General features: G+C 63.0%; 18 protein-coding genes, 1 tRNA gene, 1 other RNA gene and 2 pseudogenes. 13 read left to right on the plus strand and 9 right to left on the minus strand.

Annotated elements, in window-relative coordinates:
- Positions 1-6 precede the first annotated feature (6 nt).
- From CHINAEXTREME_RS02685 to CHINAEXTREME_RS02705, 5 genes are read left to right on the plus strand one after another with little or no spacing between them, the layout of a single operon-like run.
- Positions 7-921 (plus strand): hypothetical protein, encoded by a 915-nt coding sequence (locus CHINAEXTREME_RS02685; protein ID WP_007142043.1) that lies wholly within the window; start codon positions 7-9, stop codon positions 919-921.
- Complete coding sequence (gene nosD, locus CHINAEXTREME_RS02690; protein WP_007142042.1) at positions 918-2,297, plus strand: nitrous oxide reductase family maturation protein NosD; 1,380 nt, start codon at positions 918-920, stop codon at positions 2,295-2,297. Before CHINAEXTREME_RS02685 ends, nosD begins: the two co-directional genes overlap by 4 nt.
- Positions 2,278-3,264 carry an ABC transporter ATP-binding protein gene (locus CHINAEXTREME_RS02695; RefSeq protein WP_007142041.1) on the plus strand — a complete coding sequence of 329 codons (987 nt, stop codon included), beginning with the start codon at positions 2,278-2,280 and terminating at the stop codon, positions 3,262-3,264. The genes nosD and CHINAEXTREME_RS02695 overlap by 20 nt, the downstream gene beginning before the upstream one ends.
- A complete protein-coding gene (locus tag CHINAEXTREME_RS02700; RefSeq protein WP_007142040.1) occupies positions 3,261-4,208 on the plus strand; it encodes an ABC transporter permease in 948 nt (315 codons plus the stop codon). Before CHINAEXTREME_RS02695 ends, CHINAEXTREME_RS02700 begins: the two co-directional genes overlap by 4 nt.
- Positions 4,205-4,789, plus strand: a complete 585-nt coding sequence (locus tag CHINAEXTREME_RS02705; protein WP_007142039.1) for a nitrous oxide reductase accessory protein NosL — start codon at positions 4,205-4,207, stop codon at positions 4,787-4,789. Before CHINAEXTREME_RS02700 ends, CHINAEXTREME_RS02705 begins: the two co-directional genes overlap by 4 nt.
- Before the next feature lie 48 nt (positions 4,790-4,837).
- On the opposite strand, the gene CHINAEXTREME_RS02710 is transcribed toward CHINAEXTREME_RS02705, so the two are convergent.
- The 4 genes and pseudogenes from CHINAEXTREME_RS02710 to CHINAEXTREME_RS21355 form a co-directional block, all read right to left on the minus strand.
- Positions 4,838-5,035 (minus strand): hypothetical protein, encoded by a 198-nt coding sequence (locus CHINAEXTREME_RS02710; protein WP_007142038.1) that lies wholly within the window; start codon positions 5,033-5,035, stop codon positions 4,838-4,840.
- A 69-nt stretch (positions 5,036-5,104) separates the two neighbouring features.
- Positions 5,105-5,272, minus strand: a complete 168-nt coding sequence (locus tag CHINAEXTREME_RS21350) for a hypothetical protein (protein ID WP_156875533.1) — start codon at positions 5,270-5,272, stop codon at positions 5,105-5,107.
- Positions 5,273-5,612: 340 nt separating this feature from the next.
- A pseudogene (locus tag CHINAEXTREME_RS22120) lies at positions 5,613-6,027 on the minus strand (ISH3 family transposase); the annotation flags it as partial.
- Positions 6,028-6,706: 679 nt separating this feature from the next.
- Positions 6,707-8,038: a chymotrypsin family serine protease gene (locus CHINAEXTREME_RS21355; RefSeq protein WP_143095786.1), complete on the minus strand. Its 1,332-nt coding sequence runs from the start codon at positions 8,036-8,038 to the stop codon at positions 6,707-6,709.
- 147 nt (positions 8,039-8,185) lie between these two features.
- On the opposite strand from CHINAEXTREME_RS21355, the pseudogene CHINAEXTREME_RS02725 reads away from it, so the two are divergent.
- A pseudogene (locus CHINAEXTREME_RS02725) lies at positions 8,186-8,789 on the plus strand (IS5/IS1182 family transposase); the annotation flags it as partial.
- 86 nt (positions 8,790-8,875) lie between these two features.
- Complete coding sequence (locus CHINAEXTREME_RS22000; protein WP_193790377.1) at positions 8,876-9,385, plus strand: hypothetical protein; 510 nt, start codon at positions 8,876-8,878, stop codon at positions 9,383-9,385.
- 426 nt (positions 9,386-9,811) lie between these two features.
- Here CHINAEXTREME_RS22000 and CHINAEXTREME_RS02735 read toward each other — a convergent pair whose 3' ends face one another.
- On the minus strand, positions 9,812-10,804 hold the full coding sequence (locus CHINAEXTREME_RS02735; protein WP_076738695.1) for a transposase: 993 nt from the start codon (positions 10,802-10,804) through the stop codon (positions 9,812-9,814).
- A gap of 396 nt (positions 10,805-11,200) precedes the next feature.
- Here CHINAEXTREME_RS02735 and CHINAEXTREME_RS02740 point away from each other — a divergent pair, with 396 nt between their 5' ends.
- The 3 genes from CHINAEXTREME_RS02740 to CHINAEXTREME_RS02750 are packed head-to-tail and all read left to right on the plus strand — an operon-like array spanning position 11,201 to position 14,048.
- Positions 11,201-12,154, plus strand: coding sequence for an extracellular solute-binding protein (locus tag CHINAEXTREME_RS02740; RefSeq protein ID WP_007140939.1), 954 nt, complete (start codon positions 11,201-11,203; stop codon positions 12,152-12,154).
- Entirely contained in the window at positions 12,151-12,969 is an 819-nt protein-coding gene (locus CHINAEXTREME_RS02745) for an ABC transporter permease (protein ID WP_007140940.1), read from the plus strand. The genes CHINAEXTREME_RS02740 and CHINAEXTREME_RS02745 overlap by 4 nt, the downstream gene beginning before the upstream one ends.
- Positions 12,966-14,048, plus strand: coding sequence for an ABC transporter ATP-binding protein (locus CHINAEXTREME_RS02750; protein WP_007140941.1), 1,083 nt, complete (start codon positions 12,966-12,968; stop codon positions 14,046-14,048). Before CHINAEXTREME_RS02745 ends, CHINAEXTREME_RS02750 begins: the two co-directional genes overlap by 4 nt.
- 92 nt (positions 14,049-14,140) lie before the next feature.
- Here CHINAEXTREME_RS02750 and CHINAEXTREME_RS02755 read toward each other — a convergent pair whose 3' ends face one another.
- Positions 14,141-14,719, minus strand: a complete 579-nt coding sequence (locus tag CHINAEXTREME_RS02755) for a cysteine hydrolase family protein (protein WP_007140942.1) — start codon at positions 14,717-14,719, stop codon at positions 14,141-14,143.
- Positions 14,720-14,827: 108 nt separating this feature from the next.
- On the opposite strand from CHINAEXTREME_RS02755, the gene CHINAEXTREME_RS02760 reads away from it, so the two are divergent.
- Complete coding sequence (locus CHINAEXTREME_RS02760) at positions 14,828-16,708, plus strand: Hvo_1808 family surface protein (protein WP_007140943.1); 1,881 nt, start codon at positions 14,828-14,830, stop codon at positions 16,706-16,708.
- Between the two features lie 59 nt (positions 16,709-16,767).
- Positions 16,768-17,925, plus strand: a complete 1,158-nt coding sequence (locus CHINAEXTREME_RS02765) for a nicotinate phosphoribosyltransferase (RefSeq protein ID WP_007140944.1) — start codon at positions 16,768-16,770, stop codon at positions 17,923-17,925.
- A 247-nt stretch (positions 17,926-18,172) separates the two neighbouring features.
- Here CHINAEXTREME_RS02765 and CHINAEXTREME_RS02770 read toward each other — a convergent pair whose 3' ends face one another.
- Positions 18,173-18,772: a TIGR00296 family protein gene (locus CHINAEXTREME_RS02770; RefSeq protein WP_007140945.1), complete on the minus strand. Its 600-nt coding sequence runs from the start codon at positions 18,770-18,772 to the stop codon at positions 18,173-18,175.
- 207 nt (positions 18,773-18,979) lie between these two features.
- Between CHINAEXTREME_RS02770 and rnpB the strand changes: the two genes are divergently transcribed.
- Positions 18,980-19,446, plus strand: an RNA gene (gene rnpB / locus CHINAEXTREME_RS02775) — RNase P RNA component.
- Positions 19,447-19,534: 88 nt separating this feature from the next.
- Here rnpB and CHINAEXTREME_RS02780 read toward each other — a convergent pair.
- Complete coding sequence (locus CHINAEXTREME_RS02780) at positions 19,535-20,521, minus strand: lipase family protein (RefSeq protein WP_007140946.1); 987 nt, start codon at positions 20,519-20,521, stop codon at positions 19,535-19,537.
- 411 nt (positions 20,522-20,932) lie between these two features.
- Positions 20,933-21,005: transfer RNA gene (locus CHINAEXTREME_RS02790), tRNA-Arg, on the minus strand.
- Positions 21,006-21,326: the final 321 nt, after the last annotated feature.

The raw sequence follows: 21,326 nt of genomic DNA on the forward strand, positions 1-21,326 counted from the left end.
CGATTCATGACCACGATCCGGCCCACACTCAGGCGGCTGTCCGAACTCCGGCGCGCCCTGACGCTGACAGCGGCGGTGCTGTTCGTCCTCGCGCTGACGATGCCGGTGTGGCGAATCACGTTCGAGGCACCGCAGTACGTACAGACGCTCGTCGTCGAACTCTACGCCTACCCGCGGATCGGCGGCGACTACGTGGAGGTCCACTCGCTGAACAAGTACGTCGGGTTCTACTACCCCGACCCGGTGTACGTCGACCCCAACTACGACGTCCACGAGAAAGCGATCGCGGTCCCCGAGTGGGTCCTCGGCCCGGTCGCGTTCGTCGGGACGGCAGTGGTGGCTGCGGTCGTCTCCGTGCTCCCGGAAGAGAAGATCCAGCGCGGGTTGGCCGCCCTGTTCACCGGGACGGTCGTGGTCTTCGCGGCGATGGCAGCGATCATCCAGTATCGGCTCTACCAGGCCGGCCACACGCTCGACCCGGACGCGCCGCTCAACGGCGTCTCCGGCTTCACACCGCCGCTTCTGGGGAGCTACGAGGTCGCCAACATCAGCGGGAACGCCTGGTTCGGTCCGGGCGGGTACCTGCTGATCGCCGCAGTCGTCCTGCTTGCCGCCGCGTTCCGGCTGCGGGACTCGAGGGCGACCGTCGGCGACGGGCCCGCGCTGGTCCGCAGTAGCTGGCGGCGGATCCGGGATCGAGTTCCCGGCGTCGGTAACGGTGGTTCCGGGAACCGACCCGACCCCGACCCCGACCCCGATCCGGACGACCGCCCACACCTCGAGACAGACGGGGGTTCGCGCCGTGGATCCGGAGTCGACGCCGATCCGAACCGAACCCCACCGAACACGCCACCGAACGCAGCCGAGGACCCCGAGAACGAGCGCGACTCCCTGCCGAAACCGGACGGTGATCCGCCGTGAACGAACGCTACTTCGTCCTCGTCGCCGCGGTCGTGCTCGTCGTCGCGGTAGCCGGCGGCATCGTCGCCGCAAGCGACGACGGGGCCGACGACGAGACCGTCGACGACTGGCGGCCGGACGTGCCCGACGTCCGCGACGTCGAGGAACCCGCCGGCGACGGCGTCGCGACGGTCGACGGCCAGGAGTTCGACTCCGCGCAGGCGGCCGTCGACGCCGCCGAAGCCGGCGATACGGTCGTCCTCGAGGGGCAGTTCGAGGAACGTGTCACCGTCGACACCCCCGGCGTCACGCTCGAGGCGGCCGAACGCGACGGCGCGGTGATCGACGGCGGCGAGGAGGGAACGGTCGTCGAGATTCGGGCCGACGACGTGACCCTCGAGAACGTCTGGATCCGCAACTCCGGCTACGACAAGAACGTCGACGACAGCGGCGTCCTCGTCAACGGCTCGGACGCGACGCTGTCGGCGCTGCGAGTGACCGACGTCGCCTTCGGCGTCTGGATCGGCGACGTCGACGGCGCGACCGTCGAGGACACGCTCATCGCCGGCCGCGAGGACGTCGAGACCTCACAGCGGGGCAACGGCATCCACCTCTGGGAGACGACCGACGCCGAACTGCGGAACAACGCGATCACGACCGTCCGCGACGGCATCTACTACCAGTGGGCCGAGGGCGTCCACGCCGAGGGCAACGCGATGTGGGACATGCGCTACGGCGTCCACTACATGTACTCGAACGACAACGTCCTCGAGGACAACGTCGCCTTCGACAACGACGTCGGCTACGCGCTGATGGTGTCGTACGAACTGACGATGCGGGACAACGTCGCGGCGAACAACGACGGCACGAGCGGCCACGGCATCCTGCTCAAGGACGTCGAGGACAGCACGGTCGTCGGCAACGAACTCGTCGGCAACGGTAACGGGCTGTACGTCTACAACGCCCAGGACAACCGCCTGGCCGACAACCTCCTGCTCGAGAACGACGTGGGCGTCCACATCACCGCCGGTAGCAGCGGCGAGGTGGTGACCGGCAACAGCTTCATCGCCAACGACGAAGCGGCCTTCGCCGAGACCAACTCCCAGACGAGCTGGAACGATACCGACCGGGGCAACTACTGGGCCGACGCGCGCCCGGTCGACGTCGACGGCGACGGAATCGGCGACACCCGATACCGCCCCGCCGGCACCGTCGAACGGCTCGTTCACGAACGCCCGCAGGCGGCCGCCTTCGCCGAGAGCCCGGCCTTCGACGCGGTGCGGATGGCCGAGAGTTCGTTCCCGGTGCTCGAGTCGCCCGGCATCGTCGATCAACGACCGCTCGCCGAACCGGCCCACGACAACTGGAGGGACTACTATGAAGATCACGATCACTGACCTACGGAAGCGGTACGGCGACGTCGTCGCCCTCGACGGGCCCTCGTTTGCGATCCCGTCCGGGTCGACGTTCGGCGTCCTCGGAACGAACGGCGCGGGGAAGACCACCCTGTTCGAGCTCCTGGTCGGCCACGACGAGCCCGACGACGGCACGATCGAGGTCGGCGACCTCGACGTCCAGGAAGCGGGCCACCGGGTGCGCGAACGGGTGGCGTTCCTGCCGGAACACGCCGGCTTCCCCGACGCGATGACCGGCCGCGAGGTGCTCGCGGTCCACGCCCGCATCCGCGGGCTCGACGACCGCGAGCGCCGGATCGAAGAGGCCCTCGAGACCGTCGGGCTGGCCGACGCTGCCGACCGCGCGGTCGAGGGCTACTCCAACGGGATGGGACGTCGGCTCGGACTCGCTGCAACCCTGCTTCCGGAGCCGCCGGTGCTCGTGCTCGACGAACCGACGGCCGGACTCGACCCCCGCGGCGTCGCCACCTTCCACGAGATCATCGAGCGGATCGGCCGCGAGACCGACGCCACCGTCGTCCTCTCCTCGCACGTGCTCGGGGAGGTCGAACGCCTCTGTGACGAGGTCGCGATCCTCCAGGACGGCCAACTCCGGGCCGCCGGCCCGGTCGACGAGTTGCGGGCCGATGCAGGCGACGGCGTCACTGTTTCCATCCACCCGGCCGCGGGCGCACAGGATAGACTCCTCGAGGCGGTCGGCGAGTGGGCCGACGCGACAGTCACCGTAGCTGCAAACGGCACCGCCGGGGAAACCGAACCCGTCGAGGTCGTCTGTGACCGCGAGACGGCCTTCGATCGCCTCTCGGCGCTCGAGGGCGACCTGATCGAGCGGTTCGAGGTCCGGGAGCCGGGTCTCGAGGCGGCGTTCCACGACGCTATCGCGGGCGAGGGCAACGGGGCCATCGCGGATGACGAGGACCGATCGACCGCGGAGGTGACGGCGCGATGACCGACGGCAACCTCGATTCCGATTTCGATTCCGATTTCGATTCCGATTCCGACCACGCGGTCCAGCCCGACGGCGGCTACGGCACGGCTCCCGCCGCCGCTCTCGAGAGCGAGACGGGCCGGGAAACGGGTTCGGGCGTCTGGTACCGACAGCTGCTGGTCGTCGCGGAGACCGAGTACCGGCTCGCGGTCCGGGGCCGGTGGGCGATCGCGCTGACGGCTATCTTCGCGGCCTTCGCGCTCGGGCTGACGACGTTCAGCGGCTCGAGCGTCAGCCCGCAGGGGTTCGAACGGACGGTCGCCAGCCTGGCCGTGCTCGCGGTGTATCTCGTCCCGCTGGTCGCGCTCGCGGTCAGCTACGACGCCGTCGTGGGCCGCGAGGAGAGCGGCTGGCTCCAGACGCTGTTCGCCCTGCCGGTCGACCGCGCCTGGCTCGTCGTCGGAACGGCACTCGGGCGAGCCGTGGTCCTCGCGAGCGCGACGATCATCGGCTTCGGCGTCGCGGGCGGGTTCCTCGTACGCGAGCACGGGCTCGGCGGCGCGGACGCGTACGTGATCTTCCTGCTTGCAAGCGTCGGACTCGGGCTCGCCTTCCTCGCGGTGGGTGTCCTGGTCTCGACGCTGGCCCGTGAGAAAACCCACGCACTCGGGCTCTCGCTTCTGGTCTGGGCGTGGTTCGTCCTCGTCCACGACCTGCTCGGGCTGGGGCTGATCGCGGCGCTCGATCTCTCGGAAACGGCAGTGTCGGCGCTGTTGCTCGCCAACCCGACCGGCGTCTTCCGGGCGCTCGTGCTCGGTTCGCTGGGGGCCAGCGGCGACGCCGGGTTCGCAAGCATTCTCGCCCAGTCGGGGCTCTCGACTGGCGTGCTCGCGGCCGCACTGCTCGCCTGGATCGTCCTGCCGGTCGGGATCGCGGCGCTCGCGATCAGGAGGCGGCGCCTATGACGGGCGACGGCTGGACCCGCAGGCGGTTCCTCGCCGGCGGCGCCCTCGCGGCAGCCTTCGCCGGCTGTCTGGGCGACGACGGCGACGACGCGGAGCCGCCGGCGGAGCCGATCGATCTGACCGAGGGCCAGGCCTGTGACGTCTGCGGGATGACGATCGTAGACCACTACGGCCCCGCTGGACAACTGTTCTACGCCGACGGGAAGCCCGACGACCGCGACGGCCCCGCCTGGTTCGACAGCGTCACCGAACTGGTCGCCTACCACGAGGGACGTAGAGAGCGCGGCTGGGAGCTTCGGGAGGGGTTCGTCACCGACTACTCGACGGTCGACTACGACCTGCTCGAGCGCGACGACGGGGGCGACAGCGAGGGCGAAAGCGAGACGTACATCTCGAGTCACGCTTCCCGCGAGGCGTTCGCCGAGGTCACGGCCGTCGAGTACGTGGTCGGCAGCGACGTCTTCGGTGCGATGGGCGAGGATCACCTGCCGTTCTCCGACAGTGACGAAGCGGCGGCGTTCGCCGAGGAACACGGTGGCGACGTCATGTCGTGGGAGGAATTGCCGTCGCCGAACGCCTGACGGACGACGATTCTCGAGGGACGACACTCGACGCTGGGCGCTTGCCGTTCAACTCGAATCCGGGTCCGGGTCAGGGTTCGGATCCGGGTCAGGGTTCGGGTTCGGAACCGCTTCGTCGCGGTCGGCCGATACGCCACGAGCGCCGAGCCAGAGCCGTCCATGAACGAAACACCCGACCCCGGCGACGACGAGAAAGTAGAGGTAGATCACCGTTTCCACGTGTGCGGGGACCGACTCCAGGGCCATACGGGCGTTCACGGACGGAACGGCGATAGCCCCGCGGCTGTACGATTGTACGCCTGAAGTGGGGCCGGGTCAGTCGGTCGTGACCATCCAGTACCGGATCCCCAGATACACCAGGATCAGACCGAAGGTACCCGCATACAGCGTCGCGCCGCTCGAGGCAGCGGCGACCAGCGCGACGGCGTTCAACGCGATGCCGACGATGTACATGGTACGGAGCCGGCGAGAACTCGAGTTCATGCCGAACGGTTCGAACGCGAAGGTAAAAACCCTCGTTGCTCGGATTCGGATTCGGATTCAGTACTCCACCCCGGTGATCGTTCCGATCCCTCGTTCGGTCGTGGACTGATACGGTTTACTAGCTCTGGTGTACCGCATGACTGCGTAGACTTTGACCGTCAAAACTCAGTACCTCACAAATCAGCCTCAGCTAACTGGCACTGAAGCGTGATTTACCGACAAATCAGAGTCTACTCTACTCTCTGTAGATCCACCCGACGACAAGAGACGAGAGGCTGTCGCAGTCGGCAATCAGCCGCCGACGCGACGGTGTTGCCACTGGTCGATGGGGCGTCCTCGGTCACCGGGGAAAGCAACCATTCGGTGGCCGGTTTGCGGGGTCAGCCCGACGCATCGCGAGGGCCGTCCACGCTGCCGAGTCACCATGTCAACCAACTCTTCGAACGGCCACCACCAGAGGCGACGTCCGCCTCGGCGAGGCGTCGCCATATACTCCCAGTGCAGACCTCAGACGTTCTGAATCAGCAGGCTGTGTACGACGAACAACAGATGTCTCGTGGGATCTTGCGTCCTCGAGATGATAGTCGCCCGGAGAGACGGTAGCTCGCCCCGATACCGAAACGTTTGCTATAGTGGGATCGGACCTGTCGTGGTTCATCGACAAACAGCGCGTCAACGGCGTAGCCGTGACGCGCCACCCAGTGCTTACTATACCGCCCGTTTTTGTAAGTACAACCAATTATTACTGGAAATTCTGCTCTGTTGAATATCGACCTACGCTCTTGTGTAGCACTTTGTTGATCGCTCTTCCGTAGGAGATTGTTGATACGTTACTCCGCCCAGAGAGCGAACAGCAATCACCGCGTAGAGGGGGAGACGGGTCGAGTCTTGGACTGTCGGTCAGACGGGAGAATCGCAAGAAGGCTCTCAGCAACAATGTGCTACACAAGAGCGTGACGAACAGTATCCCGACGAGCGATCACTCCGGATCGACTGGCATGAACTCGAGGCATGGGACGGCTCAGTCGCCGATGAGTTCCTCCGGAAGCCCGATCGAATGCGACAGTTTGCGGCGGCCGCGTTGAATTGACTTGACGAGGTGTCGATCGTCGGAGTCAACGTCCGCATCTACAACCTCCCCGATCGCCAGACCGCCCGCGTCGGGAAGTACTGAACACGGCAACTTGGGCACCTCCTCTCCGTTCGCGGTGAAGTCGTCGATATGGAGGGGGTAACGCCGTACGCGGAGGAAGCCGCGTTCGAATGTCCGCTCTGTGGAAAACTGACACGAATGCCACGGATGTAACACTCCAAGCCCGGATTCCGGTTCAATTGAAAGCAACCTGTATATGTACAGGCTACGTGTTAGATTTGAGGATAACCACAATTGTAATAGGTATATATAAGTATTTTGAAAATCTTTAGACAGAGTTATTAGCTGATCATGACATTCAGCACTTTCTCAGCAGCCGCAGCAGCATACGCTATACTATCAATGCTGTCTTCAGGTCCGTAGTGAATTCCAGCAGCAAGGACTTGTCCATCGTTATCAGGATGATTAATAAAGTATGGACCACCAGAATCACCATTATCTGTTATGTGGTCGTCTGTCTGAAAGTAGGCCCGCTCTTCGTCAACTCGGGTATTGAAGTCATATATTGTGCTTGAACATCTTCCAGAGCGAGTTCCTTGTCGACAGATTTCTTTTTCGTCTTCGGCCATATCTTCTAATTGGTCAAGGGCTACTGTACCAACGACTGGTTCGTCGTATCCTCCATCCCCATCCGCAAGGCGATAATCGGTTCCTACGCTCCGTGCTACTGAGAATGAAGCTACGTCTATATAGAATCCATAATCATCATCAATAGAGAAATATGCTGCATCTGTGACATCTCCAACATAGTTTGAATATGACGGTTGATAAACTGGATCTCCTACCATATCTGAAGAATCATCATGGTCATCAGTTGCCATAATATGTGCAGAGGTCAAGAATCCCCAATCATCTGTGGATGAACCAGGGTCATAAATTCGGAACGCATTACTAGCATGAAGCGGGTCTCCTTTTTTGGCAATAGAGGTTCCTGCTGGGACTGGATTGGTTTGGTAAATGTCGTTATAGTGATCACGAGAACTCCGCTTAGCACATCTATGTCCCGACCTATCACACGCGTTTGGTTTCCTTCTTTCTGACTCATAAATCACTGGTATGTTTTCGATGCCTCTCTCAAAATTCAATTCGCTAGAACTAACAGTACCGTCAACAGCAGTAGGGAGTTCATTAAATACTTCCGATGCAGATAATACAGTATTTTCTTCATCAGGCAATTCCTCGGATCTTCTTTCTGCAATCCATTCGTCATATGTTACTTTTATAACTCTTTCACGATGATGGCCGTTTGTTCTATAGGATACTGTTGGACTTGCAACATTATGGGCTCCTATTTTTTCGAGGCGCTCTGCTACTTTATCAAGAGCATCGTTGGCGCTTTCAATACGAACCCATTTGTCTCGTGATATCGTATGATAAATTGTCGTCCGCTCTGGAGGTGAATCAGTCGGGTCTGGTTTATTAGGGTCTAATTCGTTGTGATCTTCCCGAACGTAGCCGGTTACTCGTGGCACCTCCTTAGTTGGATCATTAGTGAGCTTAGCTAGAGTATTTTGTGAAATTGTACTGACGACTCCACCTGAAAGACCGAGTCCGGCAAGTACTTTCGTGAATCGTCGACGGCCCATTCTCTGCAGTTTATCGCTACTAACCATATCCAAAGGAAATTTACTCAATCCAGCCATTTATATTTTTGTCTATTATAAAATTAGGTTTAAATAGATCAGTAGGTACATACTATGGGCTAGAGGGGGTCATAGAAAGATTATCACACCAAAGAGCAGGGTGAACGCTGAGGTGGCATGTGCTCAGCGACCCTCCAAGATGATCCTTCGGTAGAGTCGTTCTTCAATGGGTAGAAACACTAACGCTATTTGAACATCTCTCCTTCGTGTCTCTCAGAGAGTTCGACGTGTTCGCCCCGGCGGAGACGGGCGAACACGAGACCACGAACCACCAGATCTGATACGTGGCTTTCTTCACTGCTACTACAAGGACATCTACGGGATTCGGCCCATTGAGCGAAAGATTCACAATACGGTTGTCTGGCTCAGTTGTGGCTTCGATCGACCGCCGTCGAGAGACGCGGTCGATCGGTTTCTCACCGATCTCGAACACGTTGTTGACGACCTCTTCGGCAGACCCGTCGAGCAGGCCGCGGCGCGCGGCCTGCTCGACTTGACCTACTGCATCGATTCGACCGATGTGAGAGCGATGCCTGCCGACCAAGATGCATCAAAATGCTACGGTCCCATAGTTGATGAGTACTACCAGAGCTACGGCTGTACGATCATCTCGACCGAACAAAAGATCCCGATTGCAGCCGAGTTCACCGAGAACAAATAAGCGCCAGAAGAGACGGCGATGCGCGTCACACGTGACGCGCTCGCCGTCGCCAAGCCGGTGTAGATCCTCGGTGACAGAACCTACGACACGCTCGACTAGCACGACCCCCTCTGGGCTACCCAAAGATTGATTCTTCAGGAGTTTAGATGGGCCATATGGAACGCCGGAAATTACTATTGGCATCTACGCCGAATCTACTAGTTCCAGTAACAGGATGCCTTAGTAACAGCAATAATAAGACAAAAACCAATAAAGATAATAATAAAAACAAAAATGAAGAAATAAACAAGAAAGAAGATGACTTTCGGGCAGCAGTCTTTATCATTCAAGCAGTCATTCCTGTTCCAGATGACGCTACAATACTATCCATAAAGGAGACTGAGATGTTTGATCTAAATACCGTAAAAAATGGAATGTCTACCGCTGCTAAAAAGAGAGAAGAGTTCATTGAAGAATACTATGATGAAAGCCATGAGCATGATTATTGGATCCGTGACATACATGTAGTCCGAATCAAGAACTCTAACGAATACGACAACATAAGGAATAAATATGATAACTTGCCACGAAATGATGATAGCGAAGAGATGCCTACAGGAGTATATGTTCGATATGAGGATGAAGTATATGTGATTGAACTCGTAGAAGAGCACTAATTATAGAAACGCTCTTCTGTAGGAGATTGTTGATACTGTCCAGCTGCCGGTGTGGAATCGAAGAGAGCAAGGACACCGTGTTAGCGGTGTCCGTTAGGCATGATTCCGCTCGATGTGTTTGGATCGGAATCGGTCGCAGCGGACCTGTTCGAGCAGGTTCGCGGCGCGACGCTCCGAGACGAATGTCTTGAGTGGAATCATGCTTTCGTCGGGTGGCGCGGACGCGCCACCCTTGCCCGCTACGACTTTTAGCTACAGCTATGGGCTGACCAACAATTCTCTACCCATGAGCGTTCAGCAGACGACTTTTGCCATAGTTCGGATAGATCGTATCTACTTCGATCACTGCTTGCCCTGTATTGACCGTTCGGCGAGCAATCGGTGGGTGGGTGGGTATGCGAACTAGAGGGTGTCATAGAACTCTTCTCACACCGTGATGATGGTGCTTCCCGGATTGTCTCCGCGTTCATAGTTGGTGATGGCGACCACGAGGCGCAGACAGAGTGCGAGGAACACCTGCGCTCGTGCGTGGACGCGGCCTCGGGCGTGCGTTCGCCCGAGGCCGCAGTCCTTGACTGATTCGTTGGTTCGTTCAACCCCCGTACGGCGGTTGTACGTCTCATCCAACGTGGATTGCTTCAGTTGAACGTCTTCGCTGTGTTCGTCGATGCGGTCTTCGACTCTGTACTCGATATCTTTCGGCTCGTCGGTGTTTCGCGCGTTGTACGGAGCGACTGGCACGACCCCTGCGGCCAGCAGGTGGTCGTGCCAGTCGAGCGTGTCGTAGGCGCTGTCTCCAAGCATCCAGATCGGTGTGGAGACGGCGAGCGCGTCACGCGTGACGCGCATCGCCGTCTCCTCTGGCGCTTGCTTACTCTCTGTGAACTCCGCCGCAATCGGGATCTTTTGTCCGGTCGAGACGATCGTACAGCCGTAGCCGTGGTAGTACTCGTCGTCGGTTGGATCGTAGCACTTCGACGCGTCTTGATCGGCAGGCATCGCCCTCACGTCAGTTGAATCGATGCAGTAAGTCAAGTCGAGCAGGCCGCGGCGGGCGGCCTGCTCGACGAGTCGGCCAAAGACCTCGTCAACGACGTGTTCGAGGTCGGTGAGAAAGCGATCGACCGCGTCTCTGGACGGCGGTCGATCGAACCCACAGCTGAGCCAAACAACCGTGTTCCGAAGCTCTCGCTCAACCGGACGAATCCCGTAGATGTCCTTGTAGTAGCAGTGGAGGAAGCCACGCATCAACTCTGGTGGTTCATGCTCTCGTGTTCGCCCCGTCTGCGCCGGGGCGAACACGTCGAACTCTTCGAGAAACTCGAAGGAGAGGTGCTCGAACAACGCTAGCGTCTCGGTCTCCGCGACATTGAAGAACGACTCTACCGAAGGATCATCTTGCAGGGTCGCTGAGGCCATACCATCTCAGCATTCACCCTGCTCTTTGGTGTGGTAATCGTTCTATGACACCCTCGAACTATTCTATGACAGCCTCAACTACTAGTATATCCTATGAGTCGCGATAGGTGCACTGGAGCAACGCCCGTCGGACGTGTCCCGTTACGAATCGGTAGAAACGAGTCGGCCCGTACACGTACCCAGACGGCACCCTGGAAACTCTCCCGTCGTACCACTGGTGGCCGAACCATCGCATAGCAGCAGAGGCACCATGTGAAGTAACGAGGGACGGTTACGATCCCCCGGCGTAGCGAAGAAATACGCCGGCCGCTCACAGATAGTCAATGGTTTTCAGTTGCTTTCTTAGGTGCCTGGAACCGGAGATGGTTATATTAGTGGAGAGACGGGAGTTATCCTATGCTCACTCCCCACGCGCCCGGAAACGGACAGCCGGGTCGTCGCGCCGTCCTTGCGACCGTCGGCGGCCTCGCGAGCATGGGTAGTCTAGCCGGCTGTCTCGGGAGTGACGCTGACGCGCTAACCGTCCTGTCGGCAGGGAGCCTCGTCACCACCTTCGAGGATCACGTCGGCCCGGCGTTCGAAGCAGAAACGGGCATCAGCCTCCACGGCGAATATTACGGGACGAACGCCGTAATGCGGATGGTCGAAGACCGAACGAAACACCCCGATGTGATCGTCAGCGCCGACTCGAGGCTGCTCCGTGATCGGTTATACGACGAGTTCACCGACTGGGACGTCGAATTTGCAGCAAACAGTGTCGGGATCGGGTACAACCCGGACACCGAGTTCGGGCAGGGGCTAGATGCGAACGAGGCGTGGTACGATCTCGCTCCGGAAACTGACGAGGGAGACATCGCGATCGGCGATCCGGATCTCGATCCGCTCGGCTATCGTGCCGTGCAGGCGTTCGAACTGGCCGAAGCGGTACACGACCTCGAGGGGTTTCGAGAGGAGATGCTCCGGTTGGTCTACAAAGAACCCGAAGAACCGCAACTACTGGCGGGCGTCGAAAGCGGATCGCGCGCGGCGGCCATCATCTACCGGAATATGGCCGTCGATCACGATATCCCCTTCCACGAGTTCCCGCCGGAGTACAATTTCGCCGATCCCGGGATGGCAGCCCAGTACGCGGCCGCAGAGTACACGACGGACGAAGAGGGGTACACCGCAGAAGGCCGACCGGTGCTGTACAGTGCGACGGTCAACGACGAGGCGGACGAAGCGGATGGGGGGCACCGACTGATCCAGTTTCTCGTCGACAACCCGGAACTGCTCGTCGAGGCAGGGTTGACCGTCGGAGACCGACTCCCGCGTCCCGCTGGAAACGTTCCCGAACGAATCGAGCTATGAGTGGTACCGACGCCCTTCCGATACGCCGGTCGAATCGAACGGTGGAGTTACTGGTCCCGGCTCTCCTCGGTGGACTGATTCTCGCGTACTTTGCGCTCCCGTTTGTCGCCTTTCTCTCGCGAACGGGGGCGGCGAACATCACTGCCGGACTCTCGACGCCCGAAACACAGCACGCAATTCGTAACTCGCTGATCACCGCACCGATCGCGACGGCGATTTCGACCGTGCTGGGTGTCCCCCTCGCCTACGTACTCGCACGACGGTCGTTTCCCGGAAAACGACTCGTCGAGGGGCTGGTGGTCCTTCCGCTCATCGTGCCACCCGTCGTCGGCGGAGCGATGATCATCACCGCCGTCGGACGCTTCACACCCATCGGTGCCGCTGCTGCCGCCGTCGGCGTCCCGCTTACTGACAGCCTGCTCGGCGTCGTGCTCGCACAGACGTTCGTCGCTGCACCGTTCGTCATTATTACTGCCAGAGCAGGGTTCGGAGCGATCGACGAGCGATTGGAACAGGCGTCGCGTTCGCTGGGCTATGGCCCCCTTGCGACCTTCCGGAACGTCTCGCTTCCGCTCGCTCACGGCGCGATTCTTGCGGGCATCGTCCTGACGTTCGCACGAGCGATCGGCGAGTTCGGCGCGACGATGATGGTCGCTTACAACCCACGAACGATGCCGACTCGCATCTGGGTTGATTTCATCGCCGGCGGGATCGACGCCATCGTACCGCTCGCGTTAACGCTGCTCGCCATTACGCTGGTCGTACTGGCGGCCGTCCAGCGTCTCGCCCGCGTCCCGACGGTGATCGATCGATGACCCTCGAGCTCGAGAGTGTTTCCCACCGATACGGCGACGAACTGGCCGTAAGCGACGTGTCGTTCGGGGCGGAGCCGGGCGAACTGGTCGGGCTCCTCGGCCCCAGTGGCTGTGGCAAAACCACGCTCGTGCAGGCGATCGCCGGCCACGTGCGACCGACTGCCGGTCGGATACTGCTGCGCGGTGACGACGTTACCGACACACCCCCCGAGCGGCGACACGTCAGCGTCGTCTTTCAACGACCGACGCTGTATCCACACATGACCGTCAGCGAAAACGTCGCGTACGGATTGGCGGCACGGGGAATGGACCGCGAAGAACGCGACGCCCGCACGAGGGACTATCTCGATCTGGTCGACCTCGAGGAGCAACGCGATTCGTATCCCGCGGAACTGAGCGGCGGTCAGCAGCGACGCGTCGAACTCGCACGGGCGTTGGCTCCTCGGCCGGACGTGTTGTTACTCGACGAGCCGCTGTCCGGGCTCGATCCGACGCTTCGCGAGCGGCTACGGGACGAAATCGCTCGCATCCAGCGCGAGACCGGCGTGACGACGCTGTTCGTAACCCACGATCAGGAGGATGCGATGGCGCTGGCCGATCGATTGGTCGTGATGAACGACGGACGAGTCGCCGGGAGCGGCCACCCACGGCGGCTCTACGACTCCCCGCCGACGCCGTTCGTGGCCTCGTTTCTCGGCCGCTCGAACACGCTCTCGGCGACGGTCGTGAACCAGGACCCGTTAACGGTGGCCTTCGGGGGCGCGGAACTGTCCCTCGACGGAACGAACCTGCGCCGTTCGGAGGGGGAACCCGTGCTGTGTCACGTCCGTCCGAAGGATCTCTCGTTTGCCCCCGCCGAGACGAACGGGGCGTCCGTTTCGGTGACGGGAGAGGTGAAGCGAATCGTCGACCTCGGCCGGCGATACGACGTTACGCTCGAGACCCGGGCCGGGGACGAAATCGTCGTGGAAGAATCGTCCCGACCACCGTCCCGGGACGAGTCCGTTTCGGTGTCGGTTCCCGGAGACTGCGTGACCGTTTTCGACGGAGAGCAAAGCGACTCGTCGCGTCTCTCTTGACGCTGGCCGGATCGGGGCTGTGGGTGCTGTCGCAACTGGCCTCGTGGGACTCGTGAGCCTCGTGAGGTTCCGTTCGGAGCGCCCGAACTGCGTCAGGCCCACTCGAGGTCGTCGCTGGTCGCCACCTCGCCGAACAGCCAGTCGGCGTGATCGAGCGCGTACTCGCGGTGGTCCTCCTCGATGTAGCCGATACAGTCCTCGACGAGGATCGGCCGGAAGTCCCGCAGCCCCGCGCTGCCCGCGCTGTGAAGGACACAGACGTTCGCCAGCGTGCCACAGAACACGAGGTCCCTGATCCCGCGGGCGTTCAGCCACCCCTCGAACTCCGTCTTCTGGAAGGCGTCGTAGGTGTGTTTCTCGACGACGTGGTCCGCGTCCTCGACGGGCAGTTCCTCGACGACTTCGGCCTCCCAGGACCCCTCGAGGACGTGTTCGCCCCACTGGTCGAACTCGTCGTAGTAGTAGGCGTCCTCGAACTGCTCGGGTGGATGGACGTCCCGCGTGTAGACGACCGTCGCACCACCCTCGTCGGCCCACTCGACGAGGTCCGCGACCGGCCCGATGGCCTCCTCGCTGCCGGGCGCGTACAGTGAACCGTCGGGGTGACAGAAGCCGTTTTGCATGTCGACGACCACCAGCGCCGTCCGGTTCGGATCGAGTTCGATGGGCATACGTGACCGTTCGAACCGGATCGTAAAAACGTTCCCGCGACCCCGACAGACGGTCCGACCGTCGTCCTTTTTACACTCGCTTGCTAACCGAGTGGTAACGCTCCCCCTATGGAATCGACCCGAACGCGGTCCCTGCTCGTCGTTCTCGCGGTCGCCACGATCGCCCTTCTCGCCGTTGCGGCCGCCGGTCTCGTTCCCGGTCCGTTCGTCGGTGACGACGCATCCGACGGGGACGACTACGAATACGGAGACGGACCCGGATACGATGACGGAGAACGCCCCGAGAACCCCACGACCGCCGACACCGTCGGCTACGTCGAGGGCTACTGGTACGACGACGACCTCCCCGTCGACGACCGCGACAACGCCACCCTCGAGGACGACGAACTCGAGGCGGTCGTCTACCGGTCGATGGCCCGCGTAGAGACCCTCCGCGAGCGGCCCTTCGAGAAGGAGGTCGACGTCGAGGTGATCGGTCGGGAGGAGTACCGCGAGCGCGACGACGTCTTCGTGAACCTCTCCGTCGACGAACAGCTTCACGCGAGCGTCACCTACGAGGCCACGTTCCTCGTCGACCGCGAGACCGACGCCAACGCGGAGATCGAGACCCTCTATGGCGGCTCGGTCAACGGCTACTACGACCCCGGGACGGGACAGATCGTCGTCGTCTCCGACACCCCCGAAACGCCCGAACTCGACGAGGTCGTGCTCGGACACGAACTCCACCACGCCCTGCAGGACCAGCACTTCGACCTGACCAGCCTCGAGCGGGAGACGATCGACCAGGACAACGCCAAGAACGGCCTCGTCGAGGGGGCCGCCGTCTGGATCGACACCGAGTACGCCGACCGCTGCGGCGAGGAGTGGGACTGTGTGCTCCCCGCCGGGAGCCAGTCGGGCTCGACCGACCTGAACTGGGGACTGTACCTCACCATCTACCAGCCCTACGACGACGGCCCCGACTACGTCGACTACCTCCTCGAGCAGGACGGCTGGGCGGCCGTCGACGAGGCCTACGACGACCCGCCGGCCAGTTCCTCGGAAGTGATCCGACCGGGCGAGGAGCGCGAACCGGCCGACGTCGCAGTGCCGGACCGTTCCGGCGACGGCTGGACCCAGTTCGAGATCGACAGCGAGCGCGCCGACGAGACCGTCGGCGAGGCCGGCATGGTCGCGATGTTCGCGGCCGGCGCGTTCGAGTCCGGCCAGCCGGCAGTGATCGACCGCGACGAGTTCCTCGCGGCGGAGGTCGGCTACGACTACGACCATCCCTACACGGACGGGTGGGCCGGCGACGAACTCGTCACCTACGTCGCCGCCGACGCCAGCGTCGAGGACCCCGACCGTACCGAGGAGGCCCTCGAGGACACCGGCTTCGTCTGGCGGACCGAGTGGCTCTCCGAGCGCGACGCGGCGGCCTTCGCCGACGGCTACCTGGAGTTGCTCGAGTTCTACGGCGCGGAGCCGGTCGAAGACCGGAAAGACACCTACGTGGTCGACGACGAGGACGGCTATCCCGGCGCGTACTATCTCGAGCGCGGGCCGGACGGCGAGACCGTGACCGTCGTCCGCGCTCCCACGGTCGAGGACCTGCCGGAGATCGAGGAGGGTGCCGCACCCCATGGAGCGGACGAACTCGAGGCCTGGGCCGGCGTCGGTGAGGACGGACCCGACCCGGACGCGGACGACAGCGACGCGATCGGCGGCATCGCCGGCTCGACCGGCGGCTCGATGGCGATCGCCGCGGTCGTAGTCGTCGCCACCGGCGCGGTGCTGGTGATCGTCCGGCGCGGCATCTCCGTGAGAACGTCGGGCCACCGGCGGTTCTCGAGCGCGCGGAACCCGGGCCCGATTGGGGAGTCGGTCGCTCCTACGGCGAGCGTGGGGCTCACCGCGACTGCCGGGACCGCCGTGACCGCCGGGACCGCCGTGACCGCCGTGACCGTCGGGATCGCTGCGACTACCGGAACCGTCCAAACCACCCGGTGAGATCGACCGCATCGACCGCAGACGAGTAGCTTTTTTGCTTCCCGACGGAATTCGACGATATGTCAAATCCGTTCGGAACCGTCCCTCCGGAGGCGATTCTCGAGGGGGACGCCACAGACGCCTACTTCGAGCGCACCCGTTCGACGCTCGAGGCTGCCGGGAAGAACCCCCACGTCGTCGCCGAGGTGACGGCCGACCAGTTCCCGACCGGCGAGTTCGACGTCTTCACCGGGGTCGAGGACGTCGCAACGCTGTTCGAAGGTCGCTCCGTCGACGTCGACGCCCTGCCGGACGGGCAACTGTTCGACGGCGGCCCCGTCATGCGGATCGAGGGGCCCTACCTCGAGTTCGCCGAACTCGAGACGTCGCTGCTGGGCTTTCTGTCCCAGCCCAGTGGCTTCGCGACGGCCGCGCTCGAGGCCCGCCGTGCGGCGCCCGAATCGCTCGTTCTCTCCTTTGGCGCGCGCCACGTCCACCCCACGATCGCGTCCGTCGTCGAACGTGCCTCACTGCTTTCGGGGCTGGACGGGTTCTCCCACGTCGCTGCGGGAGAGATTCTCGGGCGAGAGCCCGGCGGCACGATGCCCCACGCGCTGATGTTCTGCTTCGGCGAGGGGAACCAGGACGAGGCCTGGGAGGCCTTCGACGCGGCCGTCCCCGAGGACGTCCCGCGGATCGCGCTGACCGACACCTTCTGGGACGAGGTCAGCGAGAGCCTGCTCGCGGCCGAGACGCTCGGCGACCGTCTGGACGGCGTGCGTATCGACACCACGAGCTCCCGCCGGGGCGACTTCCGGCACATCATCCGCGAAGTTCGGTGGGAACTCGACGCACACGGCCACGAGGACGTCGACATCTTCTGTAGCGGCGGGCTCGATCCCGAGGCGATCGAAAGCCTGCGGGACGTCGCCGACGGTTTCGGCGTCGGGAGCCACATCACGAGCGCGCCGGGCGTCGACTTCAGCCTCGACATCGTCGAGATGGAGGGCGAGCCGGTCTCCAAACGAGGCAAGCTCTCCGGCGTCAAAGAAGTCTATCGTACTCCCGCAGGCGGGCACCACGTCGCGCTGGCCGACCGCGACGGTCCCGACGGCGAGGCGCTGCTGGAGCCGCTCGTCCGTGACGGCGAAATCGTCCAGGAGTTCGACCTCGAGGAGGCGAGCGAGCGGTGCCTGGCCGACGCCGAGGCGGTCGGCTTCCGGGAATCAGAGAACTGAATCGCGACCCGCGGCGTTCCTCGAGGATCGGACCGACGAGCCGGGAGTCTCGGTCTCGAAGGTGGGTGTTGAGTGACTGGATGGAACAGTGGGATGGGGTTGGGCAGGGGTCGGACGGACGACTCTGTGGACGCGGCGCGCCGAGAAAGCAGTCGGAGCCGTCCCCGATCTCGACGGGCGGCCTTCGGTGCCTTCGTGTTCCGTGTGGTCTTCGTGATCGCCGCGATCCTCGCGGCGCTCGAGGGGGTTACAGTTCCTCGATGCTCCCGTCGGCCTCCCGTTCGCGGAACACCTGCCCCTCGAACAGCGTGACGACGACGTCGTCGTCCTGCCAGGCACCCGGGGCGAGCTTCGCCTTGCGGCAGGTGCGATCGAGGTACTCGTGTGCGCTCCACCCGTTTTCGACCGGCACCGTCGGGTAGAGCCAGCCGCCCTCCCCGCCGTCGATGGCGACGCCGTGCGTGCCGAGCTCGAGGTCGGCGAGCGGGTCGTCGGTGAGGACGACGTTGTTGACCGCACAGATCGAGACGGTGAGGTTCGGCAGTTCGGAGGGAGTTACCTCCGAGCCGCAGGAATCCTCGCTCGCGGCTTCGATCGCCGCGTCGACGATCACGTGGCCGAGCTGGTCGTCCGAGCGGTAGCCGCCGGCACAGCCGCGCAGGCTCCCCCGGCCACGCGTGGACTCGAGGCGGACGAACGCGCCGGTGCGCTCGTAGAAGGCCTCGCGCATACTGCCCGGTTGTTCTCGTTGACCGTGTTGTACGTAGGATTCGACGGCTTCGCGCGCGAGTTCGACGGCGCGCGCCCCGTCTTCGTAGGAGAGGTCGACACCCTGTCCCTGGGACATACAGATGTACATGGGAAGGATCGTCCTAAAACGCTTCCATTCCGTTCGAGGGGGTGTCGCGGCGAACGCGAGCGAACGACCGCGGGACTTATTCGGCCGAGGGCCCTACGTCGAGTGGGAGAGAGAGCCCGGCTGCCGCGATGGTCGCGCCGGCAACGGCCCGACCACCGACCGTTGCGCGTCCCGACGGACGGGCAACGCGCCAACGTGATCCATCCCTCGTGGATGTGTCACGCCCGCGAGGAAAGTCCCCCCACCTGTTCGGGCAGGTGACCGGGCGCAAGTCCGGAGCGGGAGACCGCTGGCTCTGGAACAGAAACGACACGTCTCGGCCCGACCGATGATGCGCGCGAACCCGACCGCGAGGAAGGGGAGTTGACCCGCAGAGGGGGCGATTCGAGTGCCAAACGGTACGAGAACCGCCGGCGAGCGATCGACACGACGTGGTTCGAATCCACGGATCGCGTACGGGGTTCGACGGCACGACCGTCGAACGGTATCGACGCGATCGATCGCACGTCGACGGCCGAGGATCGATGGAACGGCGAACCCTCACCGGTGCAAGTCCGTGCCGTGGTAGCCCGAACGTCCCTCGGTCGCCGCGAACGGCGCGGCGATCGGGGACGGCGCGGACGCTCAGCCGAATGCCGGGACGAACAGAAGGGGGCTTACTCCTCTCGCCCGTTTTCATACGTGAGTGGCGACGCTCGAGATTCGGAGTCCGGTGCCGACGACTCGAGCGTCGCCACTCGAGTTCCCACGCTACTCGAAATCGGCCACGATACGTGGCACACAGCCCACGTCGGGCTTCCCGTAGGCGCAGTGATCGTCGACCGCGTCGGTCACGTCCACGTCGGCGTAGTTGCTCGGCGTCGCGCCGTCGTGGTCCCCGAACCAGTCGTCGTCGCAGTCGGCTCCGGCGCAGCCGAGGCCGCTCGAGAGCGACTGGAGATCGTAGCCGTAGCAGACGCTGTCGTCGTTTTCGGAGTGGTAGTTGAACACCTCGTTCGCGGCGGTGTCGATACCGTAGGCGTACCGCCCGTCGGTACAGACCGAATCGTCGTCGACGGCGGTGCCGAGAAGGGCGACCGACTCGAGCGGACCGTCGCCATCGTCTCCGTCGTCGGTCGCCAACGCCAGGAGCGTCTCGAGACACACCCGACCGCCGAGCGAGTGGCCGACGAGGCGGATCGTCGGGCCGGATTCGTCGTCGTCATTGTCGCCGTCCTTACCCGGAACTGCATCGGACTCGAGCCACGCTGCGAGCCGCCGGCCGGCCGTCTCCGCGATGCTCTCGGCTCGCCAGTAGTTCGGCGTGTTCGCGCTCCACGAGGCCGCGACGACGGGTCGATCGTAGTCGTTGTCCGCGAACGCCTGCGCGAGGGTGTGGGCCTGATCGATGCTGGTCTCGAGGCCGAGCCACCCGTGGACGTAGATGACGAGTTCCGAGCGGCCGTCGCCCCCGTCGCTGTCATCGTCGTCGTTCGCTTCCACGCCCTCGAGGTCCGCGAGGTTCGATGCCGTCGGATTCCCGCCCCTGAGATCGACCTCCGGATACTCCGCGGGTGCGTCCAGCCAGTCGTCACAGCCGGTGAAGTCGGTCGCGGACGCCGACCGGGAACTGGCGCCGATCCCGCCGGCCCCGACGGTCACACCCGCCGCGGATCCGAGCAGTCGCCGTCGACTGACGGTGGTCGGTTCGTCGCCGCTTCGCGTCTCGCTGTCGGTGTGCTGGCGTCGTTCGGTCACAACTGTCTCGCTCGGGTGACGTATCGCACCAGACACGGGTACGCCACGTGCAGGCAGATTCCGGCACGGATCGTCGGAAACCCGGATTCGTTTCGCTACTCTCCCCATACAGAGGGCGAATCCGGCTGCGATACCCACTCGAGTCCTGACGGAGTCCAACGCGAGCGACAGCGAGCGTTGGGCACGTCAGGACCGAACGCGAGAGCGGGTGCTGAGCAATACGAAGCACCCGCGAGAAGTGAGCGTCCTGACGGAGAGTTTCGCCGACACCAGCCGCTCGCTACGCTCGCAGTTTGGTGTCGGCAGAAACGTCCTGACGGAGTCCAACGCGAGCGACAGCGAGCGTTGGGCACGTCAGGACCGAACGCGAGAGCGAGTGCTGAGCAATGCGAAGCACTCGCGAGAAGTGAGCGTCCTGACGGAGATTTGAACTCCGGTCCCTGGCTCCGCAAGCCAAGAGGATAGTCCACTACCCTATCAGGACTCATCTCTTCGTAGCCGGCGGACTATTAAAGCACTTTCGAAACGACCGGCTCCCTGGTGTGAGTCCACGTAGCAGTTCCCGGGACGAAGCCCGGCCCCGGACGGGAACTCGAACACTCGTTCGACCGCGGACCGCGAGTTTAAGTATCGGGACGCGACCAGGCCGGGTATGCTTGCGAGGACGATCGTGTTCGATGCCCGGTCACCGGGCGTAGCCGCCGGACCGCTCGAGGACGGCCGGGAACGTGGACCGGCGGGCGCGTTCCGATCGAGAGACGGCGCGGCGAACACGCCGAATGGACAACGCTTATGCGCGGCCTAT

It is taken from the genome of Halobiforma lacisalsi AJ5, assembly GCF_000226975.2.
GTDB classification, from domain to species: domain Archaea; phylum Halobacteriota; class Halobacteria; order Halobacteriales; family Natrialbaceae; genus Natronobacterium; species Natronobacterium lacisalsi.

What these genes read in the sequence shown, in the direction of transcription:
- CHINAEXTREME_RS22000 (WP_193790377.1), top strand. Translation starts at nt 8,876, where the DNA reads ATGGGCCATATGGAACGCCGGAAATTACTATTGGCATCTACGCCGAAT.
- CHINAEXTREME_RS02695 (WP_007142041.1), top strand. Translation starts at nt 2,278, where the DNA reads ATGAAGATCACGATCACTGACCTACGGAAGCGGTACGGCGACGTCGTC.
- CHINAEXTREME_RS02750 (WP_007140941.1), top strand. Translation starts at nt 12,966, where the DNA reads ATGACCCTCGAGCTCGAGAGTGTTTCCCACCGATACGGCGACGAACTG.
- CHINAEXTREME_RS02745 (WP_007140940.1), top strand. Translation starts at nt 12,151, where the DNA reads ATGAGTGGTACCGACGCCCTTCCGATACGCCGGTCGAATCGAACGGTG.
- CHINAEXTREME_RS02700 (WP_007142040.1), top strand. Translation starts at nt 3,261, where the DNA reads ATGACCGACGGCAACCTCGATTCCGATTTCGATTCCGATTTCGATTCC.
- CHINAEXTREME_RS02735 (WP_076738695.1), bottom strand. Translation starts at nt 10,804, where the DNA reads ATGGCCTCAGCGACCCTGCAAGATGATCCTTCGGTAGAGTCGTTCTTC.
- CHINAEXTREME_RS02710 (WP_007142038.1), bottom strand. Translation starts at nt 5,035, where the DNA reads ATGGCCCTGGAGTCGGTCCCCGCACACGTGGAAACGGTGATCTACCTC.
- CHINAEXTREME_RS02755 (WP_007140942.1), bottom strand. Translation starts at nt 14,719, where the DNA reads ATGCCCATCGAACTCGATCCGAACCGGACGGCGCTGGTGGTCGTCGAC.
- CHINAEXTREME_RS02685 (WP_007142043.1), top strand. Translation starts at nt 7, where the DNA reads ATGACCACGATCCGGCCCACACTCAGGCGGCTGTCCGAACTCCGGCGC.
- CHINAEXTREME_RS21355 (WP_143095786.1), bottom strand. Translation starts at nt 8,038, where the DNA reads ATGGTTAGTAGCGATAAACTGCAGAGAATGGGCCGTCGACGATTCACG.
- CHINAEXTREME_RS02760 (WP_007140943.1), top strand. Translation starts at nt 14,828, where the DNA reads ATGGAATCGACCCGAACGCGGTCCCTGCTCGTCGTTCTCGCGGTCGCC.
- CHINAEXTREME_RS02705 (WP_007142039.1), top strand. Translation starts at nt 4,205, where the DNA reads ATGACGGGCGACGGCTGGACCCGCAGGCGGTTCCTCGCCGGCGGCGCC.
- CHINAEXTREME_RS21350 (WP_156875533.1), bottom strand. Translation starts at nt 5,272, where the DNA reads ATGAACTCGAGTTCTCGCCGGCTCCGTACCATGTACATCGTCGGCATC.
- CHINAEXTREME_RS02770 (WP_007140945.1), bottom strand. Translation starts at nt 18,772, where the DNA reads ATGTCCCAGGGACAGGGTGTCGACCTCTCCTACGAAGACGGGGCGCGC.
- CHINAEXTREME_RS02765 (WP_007140944.1), top strand. Translation starts at nt 16,768, where the DNA reads ATGTCAAATCCGTTCGGAACCGTCCCTCCGGAGGCGATTCTCGAGGGG.
- CHINAEXTREME_RS02740 (WP_007140939.1), top strand. Translation starts at nt 11,201, where the DNA reads ATGCTCACTCCCCACGCGCCCGGAAACGGACAGCCGGGTCGTCGCGCC.